The organism is Streptomyces sp. NPDC028722, assembly GCF_040637655.1.
Lineage (GTDB): Bacteria > Actinomycetota > Actinomycetes > Streptomycetales > Streptomycetaceae > Streptomyces.
Genome location: NZ_JBEZWU010000001.1, coordinates 540,328 through 560,650 on the forward strand (window position 1 = coordinate 540,328; position 20,323 = coordinate 560,650).

General features: G+C 76.5%; 12 protein-coding genes. 7 read left to right on the plus strand and 5 right to left on the minus strand.

What is annotated here, in order from left to right; translation table 11 throughout:
* Nucleotides 1-87 precede the first annotated feature (87 nt).
* Together AB0F03_RS02440 and AB0F03_RS02445 are read left to right on the plus strand one after the other, a co-directional pair.
* Entirely contained in the window at nucleotides 88-1,533 is a 1,446-nt protein-coding gene (locus AB0F03_RS02440) for an acyl-CoA synthetase (protein ID WP_361985654.1), read from the plus strand.
* Nucleotides 1,526-2,935 (plus strand): carboxyl transferase domain-containing protein, encoded by a 1,410-nt coding sequence (locus tag AB0F03_RS02445; protein WP_361985657.1) that lies wholly within the window; start codon nucleotides 1,526-1,528, stop codon nucleotides 2,933-2,935. The genes AB0F03_RS02440 and AB0F03_RS02445 overlap by 8 nt, the downstream gene beginning before the upstream one ends.
* Before the next feature lies 1 nt (nucleotide 2,936).
* Here AB0F03_RS02445 and AB0F03_RS02450 read toward each other — a convergent pair whose 3' ends face one another.
* The gene (locus AB0F03_RS02450; protein ID WP_361985660.1) at nucleotides 2,937-6,596 is read right to left on the minus strand and encodes a S8 family serine peptidase; all 3,660 of its coding nucleotides are present in this window, start codon (nucleotides 6,594-6,596) and stop codon (nucleotides 2,937-2,939) included.
* Nucleotides 6,597-6,820: 224 nt separating this feature from the next.
* On the opposite strand from AB0F03_RS02450, the gene AB0F03_RS02455 reads away from it, so the two are divergent.
* The 5 genes from AB0F03_RS02455 to AB0F03_RS02475 all read left to right on the plus strand — a co-directional run bounded on the left by AB0F03_RS02455 (nucleotide 6,821) and on the right by AB0F03_RS02475 (nucleotide 15,345).
* Nucleotides 6,821-7,243 carry a CU044_2847 family protein gene (locus AB0F03_RS02455; protein ID WP_361985663.1) on the plus strand — a complete coding sequence of 141 codons (423 nt, stop codon included), beginning with the start codon at nucleotides 6,821-6,823 and terminating at the stop codon, nucleotides 7,241-7,243.
* Nucleotides 7,243-9,000, plus strand: coding sequence for a trypsin-like peptidase domain-containing protein (locus tag AB0F03_RS02460; RefSeq protein WP_361985666.1), 1,758 nt, complete (start codon nucleotides 7,243-7,245; stop codon nucleotides 8,998-9,000). The genes AB0F03_RS02455 and AB0F03_RS02460 overlap by 1 nt, the downstream gene beginning before the upstream one ends.
* 41 nt (nucleotides 9,001-9,041) lie before the next feature.
* Nucleotides 9,042-10,130, plus strand: coding sequence for a MoxR family ATPase (locus AB0F03_RS02465; protein ID WP_361985668.1), 1,089 nt, complete (start codon nucleotides 9,042-9,044; stop codon nucleotides 10,128-10,130).
* A complete protein-coding gene (locus AB0F03_RS02470; protein ID WP_361985671.1) occupies nucleotides 10,120-14,139 on the plus strand; it encodes an SAV_2336 N-terminal domain-related protein in 4,020 nt (1,339 codons plus the stop codon). Before AB0F03_RS02465 ends, AB0F03_RS02470 begins: the two co-directional genes overlap by 11 nt.
* Nucleotides 14,140-14,307: 168 nt before the next feature.
* On the plus strand, nucleotides 14,308-15,345 hold the full coding sequence (locus AB0F03_RS02475; protein WP_361985674.1) for a rod shape-determining protein: 1,038 nt from the start codon (nucleotides 14,308-14,310) through the stop codon (nucleotides 15,343-15,345).
* 39 nt (nucleotides 15,346-15,384) lie between these two features.
* Here AB0F03_RS02475 and AB0F03_RS02480 read toward each other — a convergent pair whose 3' ends face one another.
* From AB0F03_RS02480 to AB0F03_RS02495, 4 genes are all read right to left on the minus strand, one after another.
* Nucleotides 15,385-16,344, minus strand: a complete 960-nt coding sequence (locus AB0F03_RS02480) for an anti-sigma factor RsbA family regulatory protein (RefSeq protein ID WP_361985677.1) — start codon at nucleotides 16,342-16,344, stop codon at nucleotides 15,385-15,387.
* Entirely contained in the window at nucleotides 16,341-16,652 is a 312-nt protein-coding gene (locus AB0F03_RS02485; RefSeq protein WP_361985680.1) for an STAS domain-containing protein, read from the minus strand. The genes AB0F03_RS02480 and AB0F03_RS02485 overlap by 4 nt, the downstream gene beginning before the upstream one ends.
* A gap of 372 nt (nucleotides 16,653-17,024) precedes the next feature.
* Nucleotides 17,025-18,344 carry a serine/threonine-protein kinase gene (locus AB0F03_RS02490; protein WP_361985683.1) on the minus strand — a complete coding sequence of 440 codons (1,320 nt, stop codon included), beginning with the start codon at nucleotides 18,342-18,344 and terminating at the stop codon, nucleotides 17,025-17,027.
* A 110-nt stretch (nucleotides 18,345-18,454) separates the two neighbouring features.
* Complete coding sequence (locus AB0F03_RS02495) at nucleotides 18,455-19,717, minus strand: M20 family metallopeptidase (RefSeq protein WP_361985686.1); 1,263 nt, start codon at nucleotides 19,715-19,717, stop codon at nucleotides 18,455-18,457.
* Nucleotides 19,718-20,323: the final 606 nt, after the last annotated feature.

A 20,323-nucleotide genomic window follows, 5' to 3' on the forward strand; every position in this document is an offset into this window, starting at 1 on the left:
GCGGTCGTGGGCCGGGGGTGTCTGGTGTAGGAAGGGTGCTGTCGTCCCCCGGCGGTCGGCAGTGTCGACAGTTAAGGAGTGCGCCAGGTGTCCTCTCTCTTCCCCGCTCTGACGGACGGTCCGGGTGGGCGGGCCGCCCTGCGGTTCGGCTCGCGGACCCTGACGTACGGCGGGCTCGCGGGCGCCGCCGGGGCCCTCGCCGGACGGCTGCGGGGCACCGGACGGGTCGCCGTGTGGGCCACCCCCGAGCTGGAGACGGCCGTCGCCGTCACCGGCGCGCTGCTGGCCGGGGTGGCCGCGGTGCCGCTGAACCCCAGGTCGGGCGAGAAGGAGCTGGCGCACATCGTGTCCGACAGCGCGCCGACACTGGTCCTCGCCGCACCCGGGGCTCAACTGCCGCCCGTCCTGGCCGCGTTGCCCAGGATCGAGGTCGACGCCTCCGCCACCGGCACCGTTCCCGGGCAGGAGGCCGCGGACGGTGATCCGGCGCTGGTCGTCTACACCTCCGGCACCACCGGCCCACCCAAGGGCGCGGTGCTGCCCCGCCGGGCCCTGGCCACCACGCTGGACGCGCTCGCCGACGCCTGGCGGTGGACCGCGGACGACGTGCTGGTGCACGCGCTGCCCCTGTTCCATGTGCACGGGCTGGTGCTGGGCGTCCTGGGCCCGCTGCGGCGCGGCGGCGCGGTGCGGCACCTGGGGCGGTTCTCCCCCGAGGGCGTGGCCCGGGAGCTGAACGACGGCGCGACCATGGTGTTCGGGGTGCCGACGATGTACCACCGCATCGCCGAGGCCCTGCCGGACGACCCCGCACTGGCGGAGGCGCTCGGGCGGGCCCGGCTGCTCGTCTCGGGGTCGGCGGCGCTGCCCGTGCACGACCACGAGCGGATCGCCGCGGCCACCGGGCGCCGGGTGATCGAGCGGTACGGCATGACCGAGACGCTGATGAACACCAGTGTGCGCGCCGACGGGGAGGCGAGGGCGGGCACGGTCGGGGTGCCGCTGCCGGGCGTGGAGCTGCGGCTGGTGGAGGAGGACGGCTCGGAGATCACCGCGTACGACGGGGAGAGCGTCGGCGAGATCCAGGTGCGCGGGCCCCACCTGTTCACCGAGTACCTGAACCGGCCCGACGCCACCGCCGCCGCGTACACCGCCGACGGCTGGTTCCGCACCGGTGACATGGCCGTGCGCGAGTCCGACGGCTATGTCCGCATCGTGGGGCGCAAGGCCACCGACCTGATCAAGAGCGGCGGCTACAAGATCGGAGCGGGTGAGATCGAGAACGCGCTGCTGGAGCATCCGGGGGTGCGGGAGGCGGCGGTCACCGGGGAACCCGACGCCGACCTGGGCGAGCGGATCGTGGCCTGGATCGTGCCCGCGGAGCCGGGGACCCCGCCCGGTGCCGAGGAACTGGCGGACCACGTGGCCCGGCGGCTGGCCCCGCACAAGCGTCCCCGGGTCGTCCGCTACCTGGAGGCGCTCCCCCGCAACGACATGGGGAAGATCATGAAGCGGGCGTTGCCCGGTGCCTGACCGGCTCTCGGCACGGCAGGTCCTGGCGCTGGTCACGGACGCCGGCAGCTTCCGTGACCTCCCCGCTCCGCCGGAGGAGTCCCGGCCGGACGGTCCGCTCGGCTGGCAGGGCTACGACGCGTCCCGCGCCCGCGCCACCGAGCGCACCGGTGAGCGGGAGTCGGCCGTCTGCGGCACCGCGAGCGTCGCGGGCACCCCGGCCGTGCTGATCGCCTTCGAGTTCGGCTTCCTGGGCGGCTCGCTCGGCGAACGCACCGGGGACCGGCTGGAGGCGGCGTACACGTACGCCCGCGCGCACCGGCTGCCGGTCGTTCCGCTCGTCGCGACCGGCGGCAGCCGGATGCAGGAGGGCATGCTCGCGCTGGCCCAGCTCCAGCGGGTCGCCCGTCAGTCCGCGCTCACCAGGGAGGCCGGCCTGCCCCAGATCGCCGTCCTGCGGGATCCGACGACCGGCGGCGGCTGGGCCACGCTGGGCGCGGGCGCGGACGTCGTCCTGGCCCTGTCCGGCGCTCAGGTCGGCTTCGCCGGCTCCCGCGTCCGCCCCCCGGACGCCGACCCGGCGGCCTACACGGCCGAGGCACAGGTGGCGGCGGGCTCGGCGGACGCGGTGGTGGAGCCGGCCGAGGTGCGCGGGGTGCTGGGCCGGTGGCTGCGGCTGCTGTCGCGCGGGACGCCCGGGGACGGCGGGCCGGTCGTGGCCGCGGACGTGCCGGCCGCTCTCGGCGCCGCCGAACTGCCCGGCACCGGCTGGGAGGCCGTCCGGCGGGCCCGTTCGCCGCGCCGGCCGCGCTGCCGGGCCTACCTGGACGCCTACTTCACCCACCGGGCCGGCATCAGCGGCGACCGGTGCGGCGGCACGGACACCCACGGCATGCTGTGCGGGTTCGGCGAGCGGGACGGCCGTACCGTCGCGTACGCCGCGCAGACCGGGGCGGCGACCCGCCCCGCCGGGTACCGCACCGCCGCCCGGCTGATCCGGCTGGCGGACCGGCTGGGGATCCCGGTGCTGACCCTGGTGGACACCCCGGGCGCCGCCAACGACGCGGAGGCGGAGCGCCAGGGCGCCGGTCCGGCGATCGCCGAGGTGTTCGGCGCGGTGGCCGCCGCCCGTGTGCCGGTCACCACCCTCGTCATCGGCGAGGGCGGCTCCGGCGGGGCCCTGGCGCTGGCGGCGCCCGGCAACACCTGGGCCGCGCCGGACAGTTACTTCTCGGTGATCGCCCCGGAACTGGCCGCGGCGATCCTCAAGCGCGGGCCCGAGGAGGTGGAGGCGACCGCGGGGCAGCTGCGGCTGCGCCCGCAGGACCTGGTTCAGCTGGGGGTGGTCCGGGGCATCGTGGCGCACGAGGGGCAGCCGGAGCACCGGGGTGGGGCCGGCCGCGGGGAACGGCCCCGGCCGTAGGTCAGCGCACCGCCACCGCCCGGACGATCTCCTGGCTCACCGAGCCACCGCGGTCGTCGTGGGCCGAGGCCCGCAGGGAGACGGCGGTCGCGGTGCGCGGCACCGCCAGGGTGCCGTGCCAGGAGGCGTCCCGGCCCGTCAGGGGCACCGGCCGCCAGGTCCGGCCGGCGTCGTACGACACCTCCAGCCGGCCGCCGCCGGGCGTGCCGGTGCCCGGGGCGTCCGCCACGTACTCCGCGCGCAGGGTGACCGGGGTCCGCCGTCCGCCGGGCACGGTCCCGGCGAGGTCGGTGCCGAGGCGGCAGGCGAGGTTGATCAGCGGCAGGGCGGTCCAGTGGTCCTCCGGGGTGGCCGCCGAACGGAAGGTCCACTCGCTGTGGCCCCGGGTGGGGAGCGGCCAGTGGCCGGCGTCCAGGGCGGTGTCGGTGACGACCGTGTAGGTGTGCTCGCCGGCGGGCGCGTCCTCCACGTGGACGGCGGAGCCGGTGCGCCGGTCGGCCGGGGCGCCGTCCACGCGGACGGCGGTGGTCTGCGTCATCCCGCTGCTCTCGCTCCATACGTCCCCGGAACCGGTGTGGTCGGGCCCGGAGTCGCCCCAGCCGGGGGTGTCCAGCCGGATCCGGTTCCCGGCGCGTTCCTGGCCCCCGCCGAGCGCGGTGCCCAGCCACGGATGCCACACGGGACCGAACCAGTCCAGTTCCGGCCGGGTGCCGCCGGTGTAGCGGACGGGGCCGCCGCGTTCCGTCAGGGCGCCGTCGGCGGCCGTGACGGTCTCCTGCCAGCGCTGACCGGGGCCGGTGGAGACGTAGTCGGTGCGCTCGGCGGGCAGGGTGACGCTCTCCTGGAAGCCGAGTGCGACCGGGAACGCGCCGGTGAGCGAGTACCGGAACTCGTCGCCGCTTCGCGGCCCGGCGGCGTGGAACCGGACGTGCACGGCGGCCAGTTCACGGCGGCCGGGCGCGTAGGTGAGGTCCCGGTCCGGGATCGCGCCCCGGTGGCCCTGCGCGAGGTCGTAGACGTACGGCGGGTCGGGCGTGCCGGTCATGTCGACGCGGCCCGCCGCCCGCAGGCGTGCCGCGTCCGCCCGGTTCACCGTGGCGATGGTCAGCGGCCGGTCGGTGTTGTCGTCGGTGCCCCACCAGGCCGTCAGCCGGCCGGGGGCGTCGTCCGTGACGAACAGGGCCCGGGCGCCGGCGTCCTCGGCGGCGCGGGCGAGCGCGGCCGGATCGGCGCCGTCGGTGAGACGGGCGAGGACCGCCTTGCCGGACACCCCGGTGACGGGTCCGTCGCCCACGTCCACCAGGGGCAGTCTCGTGCGGCCCGCGACGAGGGTGCCGCCCGGCTGGACGGTCGCCTCGCCGACGCCCCTGACCTCCAGCCGGGGCGCGGCCAGCCGCCACACCGTCCGGTACTCGAAGGTGCCCCGGGTGACCCGGGGCGTGGGCGCGGCGAGGACGCTGTCGTAGGTGAGGGGCACCTGGACGGCGCCGGACAGGTCGGCGCCGCCGGCCCGGCGGTCGTACTCCATGACGAGCTGGCGGGTCTCGGTGCGCCGGTCCACCCGTGCCGTCACCTCCCGCAGCCGGCGCCCGTCCAAAGTGACGTCGCGGTCCCGGTCCAGGACGGTCTCGGGCGCCGTGAGGAAGCCGAGGCCGAGGGAGTCGGGGCCGTGGCCGCCGGGCACGTCGAGGAAGGAGGCGAGGGCGTAGCTGCCGGGCGGCAGGCGCAGTGCGAGCGTGCCCGAGTCGTCCACCCGGACCTGCTGGGCGTCCTCGCCCGCGGCGAGCCGCTGGACGGTGAGGTCGGCGGGGGCCGGCGCTCCCGCGCGGTCCGCGACATGGACGGTGAGCGTGTACCGCTCCTCCTTGACCAGCCCGAACACGGTGTGCGCGACCGTGGCGCCGGACCCGTCCACGGCCACCACCTGCCCGCTGGTCGCACCGGCCGGTGCCCGGGAGGCGTCACCGGTGACGGTGGTGGAGGCGGTGCCGTGCGCGGGCACGGTGAGGGTGTCGTCGGCGAGGGTGACGACCCCGTCCGGGGCGCCCCGTACCGACAGTCTCAACTCGGCCGGGCTGTCGGACGTGTCGGTGTAGGTGAGGGTCCGGGTGACCGGTTCGTCGGCGCCGGCCGGCCGGCTGTGGAAGCCGAGGTCGGCGCTGCCGGTCGCGGTGACCGTCGCCCGCACCGCGTCCGCCACGCTCACCCGCCCGGCACCCAGCACGTAGGCGGAGGCGTCCAGTTGCCGCGCGCCGGACATCAGCGCGTCCTTCAGCCGGGCGCCGCCGAGACCGGGATGCTCCTCGGCGAGCAGCGCGGCGGCGCCCGCGACCTGCGGGGCCGCCATGGACGTACCGCTCATGGCCGTGTAGTAGCCGTCGCCGGGCGCGAGGTGGGAGCGGGCGGCGAGGACGCCGACGCCGGGGGCGGCGAGGTCGGGCTTCAGGGCGTTGTCACCGGAGCGGGGACCGGCTGAGGTGAAGGGGGCCGCCCGGTCACCGGCGTCGACCGCGCCGACGGTGAGGGCGGCGTCGGCGGCGCCGGGCGAGCCGATGGAGGACGGGGCGCCGGTGTTGCCCGCGGCGACGACGAACAGCGCGCCGGTCTCCCGGGACAGGGTGTCGAGCGCCCGGGCCATGGGATCGGTGCCGTCGCTCGCCTCCGCCGTGCCCAGGCTCATGGAGACGATCCGGGCGCGCACGTCCCGTGCGGCCCACTCCATGCCGGCGATGATCTGGGACTCGCTGCCCGAGCCCTGGTCGCCGAGGACCTTGCCGACGGCGAGCGTCGCACCCGGTGCCACGCCCCGCTCCCGGCCGCCGGAGGCGGCGCCGCTGCCGCCGACGGTGGAGGTCACGTGGGTGCCGTGCCCGTTGCGGTCGAGAACGTCCTGCCCGTCGACGAAACTCCTCGTCTCGCCCACCCGGCCCGCGAGGTCGGGGTGGCTCAGGTCGGCGCCGGTGTCCAGGACGGCGACGGTGACGCCCTTCCCGGTCAGGCCCGCGTCCCAGGCCACGCGGGTGCCTATCTGGGCGTTGGTCTCGGCCAGGCGGGCCGTCACCCGCCCGTCGAGCCACACCCGGTCGATGCCGGACGAAGCGGTGAACGACCGCCAGAAGGTACGCCCCCGTCCGGCCTCGACGGCAGCCCCGCGCACACTGGCCAGCGTCCGGATCCGCTCGGCGCCGGCCGGGATCACCGCCCGCGCGGTCCTGCCGTACGCCAGGATCAGCGGCAGCCCGCCGGTCCCGGCGTCCGTGAACCCCTGCCGGATCAGCGCGCTCACGTCGAACAGCCGCCGGTCCAGCGTCCCGGCCCGCAGATACGGCAGCGCCTCGTCCGGTACGACGGTCAGGTCCCCGTCGCTCGTCCGCGTCCGTACGGCACCGGTGGCCCCGGGCGGCCGTCGCACGGTGACCGTCCGCCTGCCGTGCCCAAGGCCGGTGACGGTCACCCGGTCGCCGGTGACGAGGGTGACGGTCCGGGCGGCGGCCGTCGTACGCGGGGCCGGCGGCGCACCGCCCACGGCGGCGGGCGCCGTCACGGTCACCGTCGGTGCCACCGTCGCCGGTGCCGCCGTCGCCGGTGCCACCGGTGACAGCGTCAGCACGAGCCCGGCCGCCAGCAGCGACGCCCCACCTCTGACTGGTTCTCCGCCCATCAGCGCCCTCTTCCGCGTCCGCGTGCGAGCCGGCTGCTGTGCAGAGTGCCGGGCGGGGCGCGCGAGAGGAAGGCCGGCCGGAGCCGGCGGTCCGGTGCGAAGGCGGGATCTCGCCAACCTCGGCCGATGCCCCGCCGCGCGCCGTCAACGGTGTGACACCCGAAGCACCGTCCGTAACATGGGAGTTCTCAGCGGTCAGGTACGACGGGGGAGCGAACGGCGCCATGGACGGGCTGATGGAGTTCACGACCGAGGACGGCGCGCGGGTGATGGTGGAGGACGTGGTCACCCGGTCCGGTGCCCGCCTCGTGTCGCGCGGCGACGGGCCGGCGCAGGCGGCGCGGACCTTCGAGGGCGCCCTGGAGGGCGTGCGGGCGGCGGCCTCGGCCGCGCTGCGGGTCTTCCGGGACGGCAGTCTGCGCCCCGACGCGGTGGAGATCGAGTTCGGTGTGCGGCTGTCCGCGGAGGCCGGTGCCGTCATCGCGAAGGGAACCACGGAGGGCCACCTGGTGGTCAAGCTCAGCTGGTCCCCCGGACAGCAGCCGGAGCGGACGGCGCCCGCGGAGCCCGCCCGGCCCGCGCAGCCCGCGCCGGAGCGGAGTGTGCCGGGCCAGGCCGCGCCGGCCCCGGAGGCCGCCGACCGGTGATGAGCAGTGCTGCCTGGCACGCCCGGATCGCCTGCGGCCACGAGGTGGGGGCCGGCTTCCTGATCACCGGCCGCCGGGTCCTCACGTGTGCCCACGTGGTCGGGGGCAGCGGCACGGCGGCAGTCACCGTCTCCTTCCCGCACGCCCGGGAGCTGGGCGAGCTGTCCGCCTCGGTCGTCGCCCACGGCGGCTGGGCGGGTGACGTCACCGACCCCGGTGACGTGGCCGTACTCGAACTGGAGCGGGAGGTCCCGCTCGCGCCGGCCGGCTTCGCACCGCCCGACGCCGCGTACACGGAGCCGTACCCCAAGCTGATCGCGTACGGCTTCCCCGAGGGCTACGACGAGGGCACCCTCGCCGAGTACCAGGCGGTCTCCGGGCAGTTGATCGCGGGAGAGTGGCTGGAACTGGTGGCATGGCACGGGCACGGGCAGCCGCTCGTGGCCGGTTTCAGCGGGGCGGCGGCGACCCTGCCGGACGGGAGGGTCGCCGGCATGGTCACCGCGGCCCTGGACGCCCCGGCGGTGCGCAAGGGCCGGATGCTGCCGCTGGACGTGATGGCCCGGTACTGGCCCGAACTGGGCGAGCTGGTGCCCACCCCCGGCCACCGGGACGACGCCCGCCGGCGGCTGTACGCCCTGCTGCGGCGGGCCACGGGCACCGGCCCCGGGGACGACTCGGGCGCCGGCCGCGGCTGTGATCCGAACCGGCTGTACGTGGACGCGGTGGGCGGGTTCGGGCCGCCCCTGCCCACGGGTGGCTTCCCCTCCCTGTGGGCGGCCGCCGCGTACGTGCAGTGGGAGGTACCGGACCCGGAGGCGGTGAACCGGTTCGCCGCCCGCCTCGGAGAACTGCTGGACACGACCCCGGCTCCCCCGGCCCCTCCGGCTCCTTCGGCGACGGTCCCCGCCGTGTCCGCGGTGGCGCCGGCCTGGGCCCCGGTCGTCGTCGAGATCGAGCACAGCGGCGCCGGTCCCGACCAGGTCACCGTGGAGGTGTCCGCGTACCGCGACGGACAGCGCCGGGCGGTGGGCGCGGGCCGGCTGCCGCGGACCGGTGTGCGGGCCTACGTCCAGCGCCGCATCGACGAGGCCGTCGCCCAGCTCGCCCCGGACGCCGAGGAGCTGGTGACGTTCGTCCTGCCGCGCGAGTGGCTCAACGAGGCGGTGGCGCACTGGGAGTGCGGCGCGGAGGACAGCACGCCCCTCGGGTGCGCCTATCCCCTGGTGGTGACCGACCGCGCACGCCATCACAGTGGCCGACTGCGCCACCAGCTGCGCAAGAAGTGGCAGAAGCTGGACGCCGCCGGGCAGGGGGTCGAGGTGCACCGCGTGGAGTGCGGCACCATGGAGCGCCCGCCGAGCCTGCGCAAACGGCTGTGGGACGGCGACGCCGGACTGGCGGGCTACGCCTCCCCGCCCACCGCGGTACGCGGACACTTCGAGGTGGGACTCAATGTGCCCGTCCCCGTCCTGCTGTGGTCCCGGAGCGGCTGCCCCCGCGCCACGCACACGGACCCGCACTGCCCGGGGCACGCGGAACCGCCCTGCCCGGGCAGCGTGTTCCTCGACCAGCTGGCCGTGTCGGTCGCCGAGGTCCCGCCCGCCGAACTCCCCCGCCACATCCTGTCCCTGCGGCTGGCCGCGGACGCCGCCGACGAGCCGGACCTGCACTGGGCGAGAGACCTCCAGCTGCTCTGGGACGACCCGCGCTGCTTCCCCGAGACCACCGCGAGCCTGCACTCCCCCGTCGCCTGACCGACCGCACCGACCGCGCCCCCCACGGAGAAGAAGAGCCCATGCCCCTGTGGCCCGTCTACACCGGTACGAACGAGCCGCACGACGGCATCGCGAAGCTGCCACCGCCGCCGCCGTGGCGGGCCTTCGACGGCGGGCCGGCGCTCCGGGCGCCCGACGCCGCCGCCGACGCCGCCGCCGTCTCCCCCGACCGCATGCACCGCGCCGAGACGTACCAGGCCACGGAGCAGACGGTCCAGCTGGTCAACGCGGCCCTGTACCTGCGCCGCCCGCTGCTGGTCACCGGCCCGCCGGGCACCGGCAAGTCCTCGCTCGTGTACGCGGTCGCCCGTGAGCTGCGGCTCGGTCCGGTCCTGCGCTGGAACATCACCAGTCGCAGCACGCTGCACGACGGCCTGTACCAGTACGACCCGCTGTCGCGGCTGTACGCGGCCCGGCAGGCGGTCACCCGCACCGGCCGGCCGGACCGGCCCGGTACCGACGACCGGGCGGGCCGGGACGGACGGGCGGAGGACGCGAGGGGGGCGGCCGGCGGGTCGGGCATCGAGGACCATCTGCGGCTGGGCCCGCTCGGCACCGCCCTGCTGCCGTACGACCGCCCCCGCGCCCTGCTCATCGACGAGATCGACAAGAGCGACCTCGACCTGCCCAACGACCTGCTGAACGTGCTGGAGGAGGGCCAGTACGAGATCCCCGAACTGGTGCGCGCCGCCCGCCTCGCACCGGGCGGCGTGGCCGAGGTGCTGGCCGACGGCGCCGACGAGCGGGTGCCGGTGGCACACGGCCGGGTCCGCTGCCGGGCCTTCCCGTTCGTCGTCCTCACCAGCAACGGCGAGCGCGAGTTCCCGCCCGCCTTCCTGCGCCGCTGTGTCACGCTGCACCTGCGGCAGCCGGACGACCGGCACCTCGCCGAGATCGTCCGCGCCCACCTGGGCGAACCGGACGCCTACGCGCGCACCCTGATCGACCGTTTCCTGTCCCGGTCCGGCGTCGGCGACCTGGCCACCGACCAGCTCCTCAACGCGATCTACCTGGCCCGCTCCGCCGACCTGGACACCGAGTCCCTCGACCGGCTGGCCGAACAGCTGATGCCGTACCTCGGGCAGGCGGCGCAGTCCGATGTCTTCTGACCGCGCCGGTTCCCCGGACCCCGTGGTCCGCCTGGCCGGCATCCTGGCCGAGGCGGCCCACGGGGTGCGCCCGACCCCGCTCGAACTGGCCGAACTGCTGTGGCTGGCCGGGCGGATGAGCCCCGCCACCACCGGCGCCGAGGCCACCGGGCAGTCGCCGGCCGAGGTCCCCTCCGGCGAACCGGCGGTCCCGGACCGGACACCGGCGCCCACGGACCGGCCGGCGCCCCGGCCCGCCCCCGCGGCGGTGCGGGCACCGGCGCCCGCACCGGCCGAGTCCCCCGGGCCGCCCTCCCGCGTCCCCCTGCGCCTGCCCTCCCGCCGCCCCGCCCCCGGCCCGGCGGGCCGTCCCCACACCACGCTCCTGGCCCCGGCGCCCCCGATGCTGCGCCACCCTCTCGCGCTCCAGCGCGCGCTGCGCCCGCTGGGGCGCCGCATCGACGCGCCCACGGGCCGCGAGCTGGACGAGCGTGCGACCGCCGACCGCATCGCCCGCCTGGGCGCCGCCCCCGAGTGGTGGCTGCCCGTGCTGCGCCCCGCCCAGGAGCGCTGGCTGCGCCTGAACCTGGTGTACGACGCCGGGCCCACGATGCCGGTGTGGCGGCCCCTGATCCGCGAACTGCACACGGCGCTGGCCCAGTCGGGCACGTTCCGCACGGTCGCCCTGTACCGGGCCGCCGCCGACGGCACCGTGCGCGGCACCGACGCGCACGCCCCCGGCGACGGCCGCACCGTCACCCTGCTGATCAGCGACTGCATGGGCCCGCAGTGGCGGGAGGGTTCCGCCGGCACCCGCTGGTACGCCACCCTGCACCGCTGGGCACGCCGCACGCCCCTCGCCGTCGTCCAGCCGCTCCCGGAGCACCTGTGGCGGGACACGGCGCTGCCCGCCACGCCCGGCCGCCTGTCGGCCCCGCACCCCGTGGCCCCGACGGCGGCGCTCACGTTCACCCCGTACGAGCAGGACGGGCCCGGGTCCGCTACGGCCCGGGGCGCCGTCCCCCTGCCCGTGCTGGAGCCGGAACCGCGCTGGCTGGCGCACTGGGCGGCACTGCTCACGGCGCCGGGCGGCGGGGAGGTGCCCGGCGCGGTCGCCGCACTGGGCCGGCCGCTCCCGGCGGACGCCGAGGACCGTACGGACGTCGGCGCACTGTCCGCCGAGGAACTGGTGCTGCGGTTCCGGGCGACCGCCTCCCCCGAGGCGTTCCGGCTGGCCGGCCATCTCGCGGTGGGGCGTCCCGACCTGCCGGTCATGCGTCTGGTCCAGGCCGCCGTCGAACCCGATCCCCGCCCGCAGCACCTGGCCGAGATCGTCCTCAGCGGCATGCTCACCACCGTCCCGGGCGGCCCGCCGGGCTCCTACGCCTTCCGGGACGGGGTGCGGGAGCTGCTCCTGCTCGGCCTGCCCCGCACCGCCCGCAACAGCACCGCCGGACTCCTGGAACGCGTGGGCGAGTTCATCGACCGCCGGGCGGGGCGGGCGCCGGGCGAGTTCCGGGCGTCGGTGCCCGCGGCGCGGGGTGCGGGCACGGCGGCGGAGGGCGACCCGTTCGCCACGGTCAGCGCGGCCAGCGTGCGCCGGCTCTCGGGAGCGCCCACGCCGTTGTTCGCGGGACGCTACCGGCTGCTGCGGCGGACGGGCCCCGAGGACACCGAGCACACCGAGGTCACCGAGGTCACGGACTGGCTCGCCCAGGACACCCGGCGGGACGACCGGACGGTCCTGGTACGGCAGTACGGGCTCCTTCCGCAGGGGCTCCGCGCCGGCTTCGCGGACCTCGCCGGGCGGCTCGGCGGCATCCGCCATCCGGGCATCGCGGCGGTCACCGACCACGGCATCGCGGACGACGTCCCCTACCTGGTCCGTGAGTCCGTCACCGGCCGCACGCTGAGCCGGCGGCTCGGGAGCGCCCCGCACGGCCTGCCCGCCGCGGAACTCACCGCCCTCCTGCCCCCGCTCGCGGCGGCCGTGAACGCGCTGCACACGCAGGGGCGCCCGCACGGGCGGCTGACGGCGTCGGACGTCGTCCTCACCCCGCACGGGCCCGTCCTGACCTGCCTGGACGTCAGATCCTTCGGCGGCGGGAGCCGCGTCGACGACCTGCGCGCGCTGGGGCACATCGTGCGCGCCATGCGTCACGGCCCGGACGTCGGGCAGCAGCGCACGCCCCAGCCGGCACCCCCGGCCCTTCCGGAGCCGATCGGAGCGGAGCTGGACAGGGCGGTGGCCGAGCTTCTCTCCGACCGTCCCCAGACCCAGCTGCGCGGCGCGGACCGCCTGCGCCGCCTGCCCCCGCACCGGGAGGACGGCCTCCACGCCGGGGCCGGGGTCCCCGCCGCCCCCTCCGGGATCCGGTTCTCGGCCGATGACCTCACCGGCCGGCCCGAGGTCCGCATCACGCTCGAAGCCGCCGTGCACGAGGTCCTGGCCCGCGGTTCCCTCACCCCCCGCCAGTACGCGGTGGACGTCCGTCCGGACGGCTACCTGGTGCGGACCGAGCCGGGCGCCTATCTGCTGCCCGCCCTCGTCGCCGTCCTGCGCGAACTCCCTCAGGCGCTGTCCCGGCTGACCGGCCCGCCCCGGCTCGACGTGACGTTCGGGCAGCCGCCGGTCCGGCCGCCGGAGGCCGCCGCGGACGTCGTGGTCGTCGTGCCGCCCGCGTTGTACGACGACTTCGCCGCCAGCTCCGCCGCCCGGCGCTCCCCGGCGTTCCGGCCCCTCTTTCGCGACAACGCCCCGGACAGCCCGCCGGCCGCCTGGTACTGCCTGCTGGGGCCGAGGTCCGCCGAGCCCGGCGAACGCGACCTGGTGCGGGGCCCGTTCATCACACCCGACCTGCACGAGCTGGGCGTCCCCACCCCGGGCCGCACGGCGATCGTGCACACGCGGCCCGACGGCCCGCTGACGCTGCTCGACCCGATCCAGCCGTACGGCACCCGCGCGCCCCGCCCGGAGACGTACTACTCGGTCGACCTCACCCCGCACGAGGCCCGCCACCTGGTGTCCCTGCCGAGTTCCGGTAAGGGCGCCTTCAAGGCCGCGGTCAAGCTGTCCTGGCGTGTCGAGGACCCGGTCGTCTTCGTCCGCGGGGAGACCACCGGTGTCCCGGGGCTCCTGCTGGCGCATCTGACCGCGGCGGCGGCCCCGCTCACCCGCCACCATCCGCTGCGCCGCGCGGGCGCGGCCCAGCGCGCGGTGAACGCGGGGATCGACGCCTGGCCGGTGCCGGGGCTGGCGGTGTCGTACACCGTGCAGCTGGTCCCCGAGTGGGCACCCGCACCGGAGGCGGAGCCGCCGGTCCCGTCGCGGCGCCGGCTGTCGGCGCTCCTGGCCGACGCCCAGACGGTGCTGGTCGGCTTCGACGGACCCCTCGCCCGGTTGTTCCCGGCGCAGCGGGCCCGGGAGGCCGTCCTCGACCTGCTGTCCGTCGTCGCCGACCACCGCGACCCGCAGGACGCGCTGACCGGCCGGCCGCTGCCCCTCGCCGGCCCGGCCGGCCGGGAGGCGTTCACGCATCCGCTGGACCTGCTGCGCGCCTTCGCCCACGACCGGCTCGGCCCCCTGCTGCGGGCCCGCCTGGACGACCTGGAACTGCGCGCCGTCCCCGACGCGCCCACGACGCACCGCTCCCTCGCGCTCGTGCGCGCCCTGCACCGCTCCGGCCGGCGCGTCAGCGTGGTCACGGACGTCAGCACCCCGGCCGTCCAGCGCTATCTGGAGCCCTGCCGGCTGCCCCTCGCCGGCGTCCACGGCCGCCGCGCCGACCTCGGCCTGCTGACCCCGCACCCCGACTGCCTGCTGCGTGCCCTGCGCGCCCGCGGCACACCGGCCCGCGGCGGCGTCCTGATCAGCTCCTCGGTCGCCGAGCTCACCGCCGCCCAGCAGCTCGGCCTCCGCTTCATCGGCTACGCCCCCACCTCGGCAGGGCGCCGGCGGCTGCGCGAGGAGGGCAGCGAGGTCACCGTGGCGTCCCTGGAACCGCTGCTGGAGGCCGCCCGCACCCTGTGAACGGGCGGGTTGTCCGGCCGACACTCCGGGACGGCCGGGAAATACCCCCGTTCAGCGGCGCCCCGCCCGGCCGCCCAGGACAGGCGCCCGCCCCCGGCGCCGCGCAGGATTCCAGTGAGCCCGCCGACCAGGCGGGACGCCGAGGCCCGCGCACCCGGAGGAGCTGCCGTGACCGTCAGCCTGGAGCAGTTGCGCCGCTGTCACTTCGCCGTCGACCTGGGTGCGGCGCGTACCCGTGTGTACGTGAAGGGCACCGGCCTGGTCGTCGACCAGCCGTCCGCCGCGGCCGTGAACACGCGGACCGGCGCGCTCATCGCGGTGGGCGAGTTCGCGGAACAGATGACGGGACGGACCCCGAGCTACATCAGGGTCGTCCGGCCCATCTCCGGCGGCACGGTGGTCGACATCCAGATGGCCCAGCGGATGCTGCGGCATCTGCTCGGCGACAAGATGCGCCGGGCGCTGCGCCGCAAGCCCCGGCTGCGCGCGGCGGCCTGCACCCCGCACGACGCCGATCCGCTGGCCCAGCGGGCGACGATCGAGACGCTGGTCGGGCTGGGGGCCAGGCGGGTGGAGCTGGTGGACACGCTCATCGCGGCAGCCGTGGGGTGCGGGCTGCCGGTGGAGCGGCCCGAGGCCACCATGATCATGGTGTGCGGGGCGGCGGCCACCCAGGTCGCGGTGCTGTCCATGGGGTCCGTCGTGGCCGCCGAGCGGGTCCCGGTGGGCGGCGAGGCCGTGGACCACGCCATCGTGCAGCACCTGCGGCACGAGCACGAGCTGATACTGCCCAGCCAGTCGGTACGGCCCCTCCAGCTCGCCCTGTCCGGCAACGGGCTCACCTCGCAGGGACCGGCGTCCGCCGAGATCCACGGCCGCGACGTGGTGACGGGCCTGCCGCGCAGTGTGCGGGTGGACACCGCCGCCGTGCGGGGCGCGATCCAGACCCCGCTGACGGCCGTCCTGGACGGCATCGGCAAGGTGCTGCGCGACTGCCCGCCCGACCTGGTGGCCGACCTCGCCGACCGTGGGATCACGATGGTCGGCGGCTCCGCGCGGCTGCCCGGCTTCGACCAGATGCTGCGGCAGGCCACGGGGATGCCGGTGCACATCGCCGAACGGCCCGACATCTGCGCGGCACAGGGCCTGGGCGACATGCTGGAGGGCCGGATAGAGCCGCTGGTGCTGAACCCCCTGGCCGCCTGAGGCCGTTGAGCGCCGCGCCGGCCTCGGACGGCGGCGGGCTCAACGGCCCAGGTAGGCCCGGACCGTCGTCCCCTCGGGCCCGGTGTGGACCCGCACCAGGTCCGCCACCAGGTTGACCAGCAGCAGACCGCGTCCGCCGCGCTGGTCGCGGGCGGCGGGCCGGCGGCCGGCCAGCGGATCGGCGAGGCGGCCCCCGTCACGGACCTGGCACAGCACGTACCCGCTGTCGGGCCACACCGTGAGCACGCCCGTGCCGCCGCCGTGGACCACGCTGTTGGTGGTCAGCTCGGCGGTGATCAGCGCCAGGTTCTCCAGCGCCGGGCCGGACAGGCCGAGGCGTTCGCCGTGGCCGGTGGCCGAGTGCCGGACGGCGGAGAGGAATCCCTCGTCGAAGCCGACGGAGAGCGAGTCCGGGCCGTCGGGCACCGGCGGCAGCGGCTCGTTGTAGCGGGCGACCACCCCGTCGGGGTCGTAGGCCGCGCCGGTCCGCCCGCCCCCGGAGCCGGCCGGGATGACGACCGGGTGGGTGGCGTGCGCGTCGGCGAGCGCCCGCTCGTCCAGGCTGGAGGTGTCGTAGGGGCACAGGATGGTGATCTCGCGACCCTGGAACGCGGCGTTGATCAGCGCCTCGTGCTGGGCGCAGGCCGGGTACTCGGCCGCGCTGCGGCCCGCCCAGACCGGCTCGCCGATGATGTGGACCCGCCGGCCGGGCGGCTGGGCGTCGGCGAAGGCCCGCAGTACGCCGGGGATGATCCGGCCCGGGTTGCGTCCGACCTCCCGCATGTCCAGGAACCGTACGGTGTCGCCGTCGGCGCCCAGCTCGTCCTGGATGCGGCGCAGGTTCTCGCCGGGCACCGCCACCGCGACGGGCTCCCCGGCCGCCAGCGCCGCCCGGACGAAGGGGACGGTGCCGGCCAGGTACTCCCGCGTGTCGCCGTAGAAGAGGGCGGGGTGCACGAACGGGTCGGCGGCTTCGGCGGCCTCGACGACTTCGGTCATGACGCCGACACCTCGATCCCCCGGAGTCCGGGCCACAGCAGGTCCAGTATCCGCGGCAGGGCGGCCGGGGGCCGGTCCAGCACCAGCCGCCGCCGCTCGCCCCGGCGCCGGGCCGCGTCCGCCAGGGCGCCGGCGCCCGCGACGTCGACGAAGGTCAGCGCGGAGAGCTCCAAGTGGTACACGTCATCGCCCTCGCGAACGGCCCGCTCCAGCGCGCGTTCCCAGATGCCGTGCGTGGGCAGGCTGACCTCGCCCGCCGCCCGCAGCCCGGCCCGCCCGCTCAACGGGTACACATCGAGTCGCGGCACCGCGGGCGGCGGCACGACAACGGCCCGCGGGGGCCTCCCCGGCTCGGTTCCGCTCACGCCGCCCCCCGGCTGCACAGGTACACGACTGCACAGTATGCGCCTTCCCCGCCCCGTTGGGGCGCGGGGCCGGACACACGGGGCCGCCGGGGCCGGCCGGGTCAGTACGGCAGGATGCGTCCCGAGGGCGTCCTGCGGTCGATCTCCTGCCCGCGCGGCGCGGCGGGCCGCCGGCTGACACGTACCCGGATCTGACGCTCCATGACGCCCTCCTCCTGCCACCCCCCGGCTGGACGCCGGTAGGAGGTCCGTGCCCACGACATGCCCCGTTCAAGCCTGAACGGGGCAAGTCGTGCCCGCCTGGGGGCCGTTGCCCTAACGGGTCAGGTACCGGGCGAGGACCGGGTCGAGCTGGGTCAGCCAGGTGCTCAGCCGGGCCTTGCGGCGGGCGTTCAGCTCGCAGGAGTACACACCGCCGCCCCACAGCCGCACGGTGACGGTGAGCCGGTTGCCGCGCCAGCTGCGTTCGACGTGCGCGATCTCGTCCCACGGGAAGTCCGCGGTGACGCCCGCGAGTTCCAGGAGCACCCCGGCGGCGTTGACGACCACGCCGGCCTGCGTGTCGGCGAGCACGGCCTCCGGGCTGCCGTACGGGACCGGCGGCCCGAACCCGTAGGGGGTGGGCGGCGCGCCGACGGGCGGGTGCGGGGGCGTGGCGGCCGGCACGGGCTGCTGGTACGGCGGTGTCGCGGGCGGCGGGGGCGCGCCGAACCCCTGCGGCGCCGGGAGGAACGCCGGCGGGGGCGCGGCGGGCAGGTGCGGGGGTGTGGCGGGCGCCGGCGGGGACACGGCAGTTACCTGCGGGGGCGTGGTGGGCGTCGTCGGCGGGTACGGCGGGGTCAGCGGGTGGGCCGGCGGCGGGGCGGAGCCGGTCAGCCGGTCCAGCAGCGCGCTGGGCGTGGGCCGGTCCGCGGGCTCCTTGGCCAGGCAGGCGGCCACCACGTCAGCCAGTGCGGCCGGTACGGCGGACAGGTTGGGCGGCTCGTGCACCGAGCGGTACATCAGCCCCATCGGGGTGCCCTCGCCCCAGGCGGTGCCGCCCGCCGCCGCCACCAGCACGGCTCCGAGGGCGAACACGTCGGCGGCGCCGGTCACGTCGTGCCCCAGGGCCTGCTCGGGCGCGAGGAAGCCGGGGGTGCCGAAGGCGGTGCCGGTGGCGGTGAGGCGGGTGGACTCCACGGCCCGGGCGATGCCGAAGTCCAGGACGCGCGGCCCGTCGTCGGCCATGATGATGTTGCCCGGCTTCAGGTCCCGGTGCACCAGGCCGCAGGAGTGGATGGACTCCAGGGCCTCGGCGAGGGCGGCCCCCAGGGCGCGCAGCCGCGGCTCGTCCATGGCGCCTTCGGTGGCGAGCCGGGCCGCGAGGGTGGGCCCGGGTATGTAGGCCGTGGCCAGCCAGATCGGGTCGCCGGTGACGTCGGCGTCCACCACCGGTGCCGTGTGGAAGCCGCCCACGGCCCGGGCGGCCTCGACCTCGCTGCGGAAGCGCTCGCGGAAGACCGGGTCGGCGGCGAGTTCGGCCTTGGCGACCTTCAGCGCGACGGCCCGTCCGCCGCGCGTCCGCGCGAGATGGACCGTGCCCATGCCGCCCTCGCCGAGCCGGCGCTCGATGAGGTATCCCCCGATGCGTTCCATGCGGACAAGTATGGCCGCCGGACCGGACGGTGCCGTACGGCGCATCCGGCTTCCGCGTACTGGTATCGGGTACGGCGCACTTGCCTTCTCCCTACGGGTGGCAGGCGCGGTCACCGGGCCGGCCGCGCTCCGCGACCCGTGAGGAAGGCGAGGGCCACGGCGGCCTCGCAGGCGATGCCCGTGGCGATGACGTCCTCGTCGATGCGCATGCGGGACGAGTGCAGGGACGGGGACCCGTCCGGGGCCAGGTCCGGCGGGCAGGCGCCGAGGAAGGCCAGGGCGCCGGGGACCTCCTGGAGGACGTAGGAGAAGTCCTCCGCCGTCAGCTGCGCGGCCGGCAGCACGCCCACCGCCCCGGTGCCGAGGGCCTTGCCGGCGGTGCGCAGGACGAATTCGGTGAACGCGGCGTCGTTGACGGTGACCGGGTAGCCGGGTGTGACGGTGGCCTCCGCGCTCGCCCCGTGCGCGGCGGCCACCCCGTGGGCGATCCGGGCGATCGCCTCGTGCAGCCGCCGCCGGGTCGGTCCGGTCAGGGTGCGCACGGTGCCGCCCAGCTCCGCGGTGTCCGGGATGACGCCGGGGGCGGTGCCCGCGTTCAGCTGCGTCACGCTGAGTACGGCGCTGTCGTCGGCGGCGAGGCCACGGCTGACCGCCGTCTGGAGGGCGAGCACGATCTCGCAGGCCACGGGCACCGGGTCGCACGTGGTGTGCGGTGCCGAGGCGTGGCCGCCGCGCCCGCGGACGAGGACCCGGAACCGGTCGGAGGCCGCCATCTGCGGCCCGGGGCGCAGCCGCACCGCTCCCGCGGGCAGGGTGGGCTGTACGTGCAGCGCGAAGGCCGCGTCGGCCCGGCTGCCGGACGCCTCCAGCACCCCTTCCCCGATCATGTGGCGGGCTCCGTGGTCGCCCTCCTCGCCGGGCTGGAACATGAACACCACGTGCCCGGCGAGTGCGTCACGCCGCCCGGCCAGCAGCCGTGCGGCACCCACCAGCATCGCCATGTGGGCGTCGTGCCCGCACGCGTGCATCAGCCCGGGGGTCCGCGAGGCGAACGGCAGCCCGGTGTCCTCGGTGACCGGCAGCGCGTCCATGTCGGAGCGCAGCAGGATCGTCGGGCCGTCGGCGGCCCCGGTGAGGGTCGCGGTCACGGAGGACAGGGCTCGGCCGGTGCGGATCTCCAGGCCGAGGCCGTCGAGGGCGTCGAGGACCAGGCGCTGGGTGGCGGGCAGGTGCAGGCCGGTCTCCGGGGTGCGGTGCAGGGCGCGGCGCAGGGCGACCGCGTCGGCGACCGCGCCGGGCAGGCCGGGCAGGTCCGGGCCGGAAAGGGCGGGGGCGTCGGGCCTGCGGGGCGGGGTCCGGGGCGCAGGGGGCATGTGACCGTTCTCCTTCCGGGACCGGCCCTGCCGGCGCGGCCCGCGAGGGGGTCTCACGAAGAGGCGGTACCCCTTCACCGTAGGGACGCCCCGGCCCCACCGCACCGCCCCGGCGGTCTCCGGGACTCCGCCCGTCCGGCTGAAGTCCGGCGGCGTCGGAGCCCGCGAATCATCGCCGGATACGCGACCCAGCTCTCCGCCCGTGAATCCGCGACAGCGTGAACACCCGTTCCGCGTCGCGCAGATGACGTGCGAGGCGCCGTACCCGTCCCGAAGGTTCGTCAGCAGGAGAGCGATCTCGCACTGTTGCTGGGCCGCGGGCTCTGTCGCAGCCATCGCCGTCGTCAGGCGCGTTGCGTCCCGCTGCTGTCCTTCCTTCAGGACCGCCGCCACAGTGGTGAAGTCGTTGTCCACATGGAGCACCGTGTGACCGTGGCGTACCGCAGTGGAGCATGACGTGCCCGACGAGCAGTGCCGCCGTCACGACAGGACGGCACCCTTGACGCCACGCCCAACCGGCCGTCGCGGCACATTTCGGCCGTGCCGCAGATGTCGCCCGGACCGTGTCCACTACGTGTGCACCGGAGCTTGGTCTGATCGAATGAA

What these genes read in the sequence shown, in the direction of transcription:
- AB0F03_RS02495 (WP_361985686.1), bottom strand. Translation starts at nt 19,717, where the DNA reads ATGCCCCCTGCGCCCCGGACCCCGCCCCGCAGGCCCGACGCCCCCGCC.
- AB0F03_RS02470 (WP_361985671.1), top strand. Translation starts at nt 10,120, where the DNA reads ATGTCTTCTGACCGCGCCGGTTCCCCGGACCCCGTGGTCCGCCTGGCC.
- AB0F03_RS02460 (WP_361985666.1), top strand. Translation starts at nt 7,243, where the DNA reads ATGAGCAGTGCTGCCTGGCACGCCCGGATCGCCTGCGGCCACGAGGTG.
- AB0F03_RS02450 (WP_361985660.1), bottom strand. Translation starts at nt 6,596, where the DNA reads ATGGGCGGAGAACCAGTCAGAGGTGGGGCGTCGCTGCTGGCGGCCGGG.
- AB0F03_RS02490 (WP_361985683.1), bottom strand. Translation starts at nt 18,344, where the DNA reads ATGGAACGCATCGGGGGATACCTCATCGAGCGCCGGCTCGGCGAGGGC.
- AB0F03_RS02465 (WP_361985668.1), top strand. Translation starts at nt 9,042, where the DNA reads ATGCCCCTGTGGCCCGTCTACACCGGTACGAACGAGCCGCACGACGGC.
- AB0F03_RS02480 (WP_361985677.1), bottom strand. Translation starts at nt 16,344, where the DNA reads ATGACCGAAGTCGTCGAGGCCGCCGAAGCCGCCGACCCGTTCGTGCAC.
- AB0F03_RS02455 (WP_361985663.1), top strand. Translation starts at nt 6,821, where the DNA reads ATGGACGGGCTGATGGAGTTCACGACCGAGGACGGCGCGCGGGTGATG.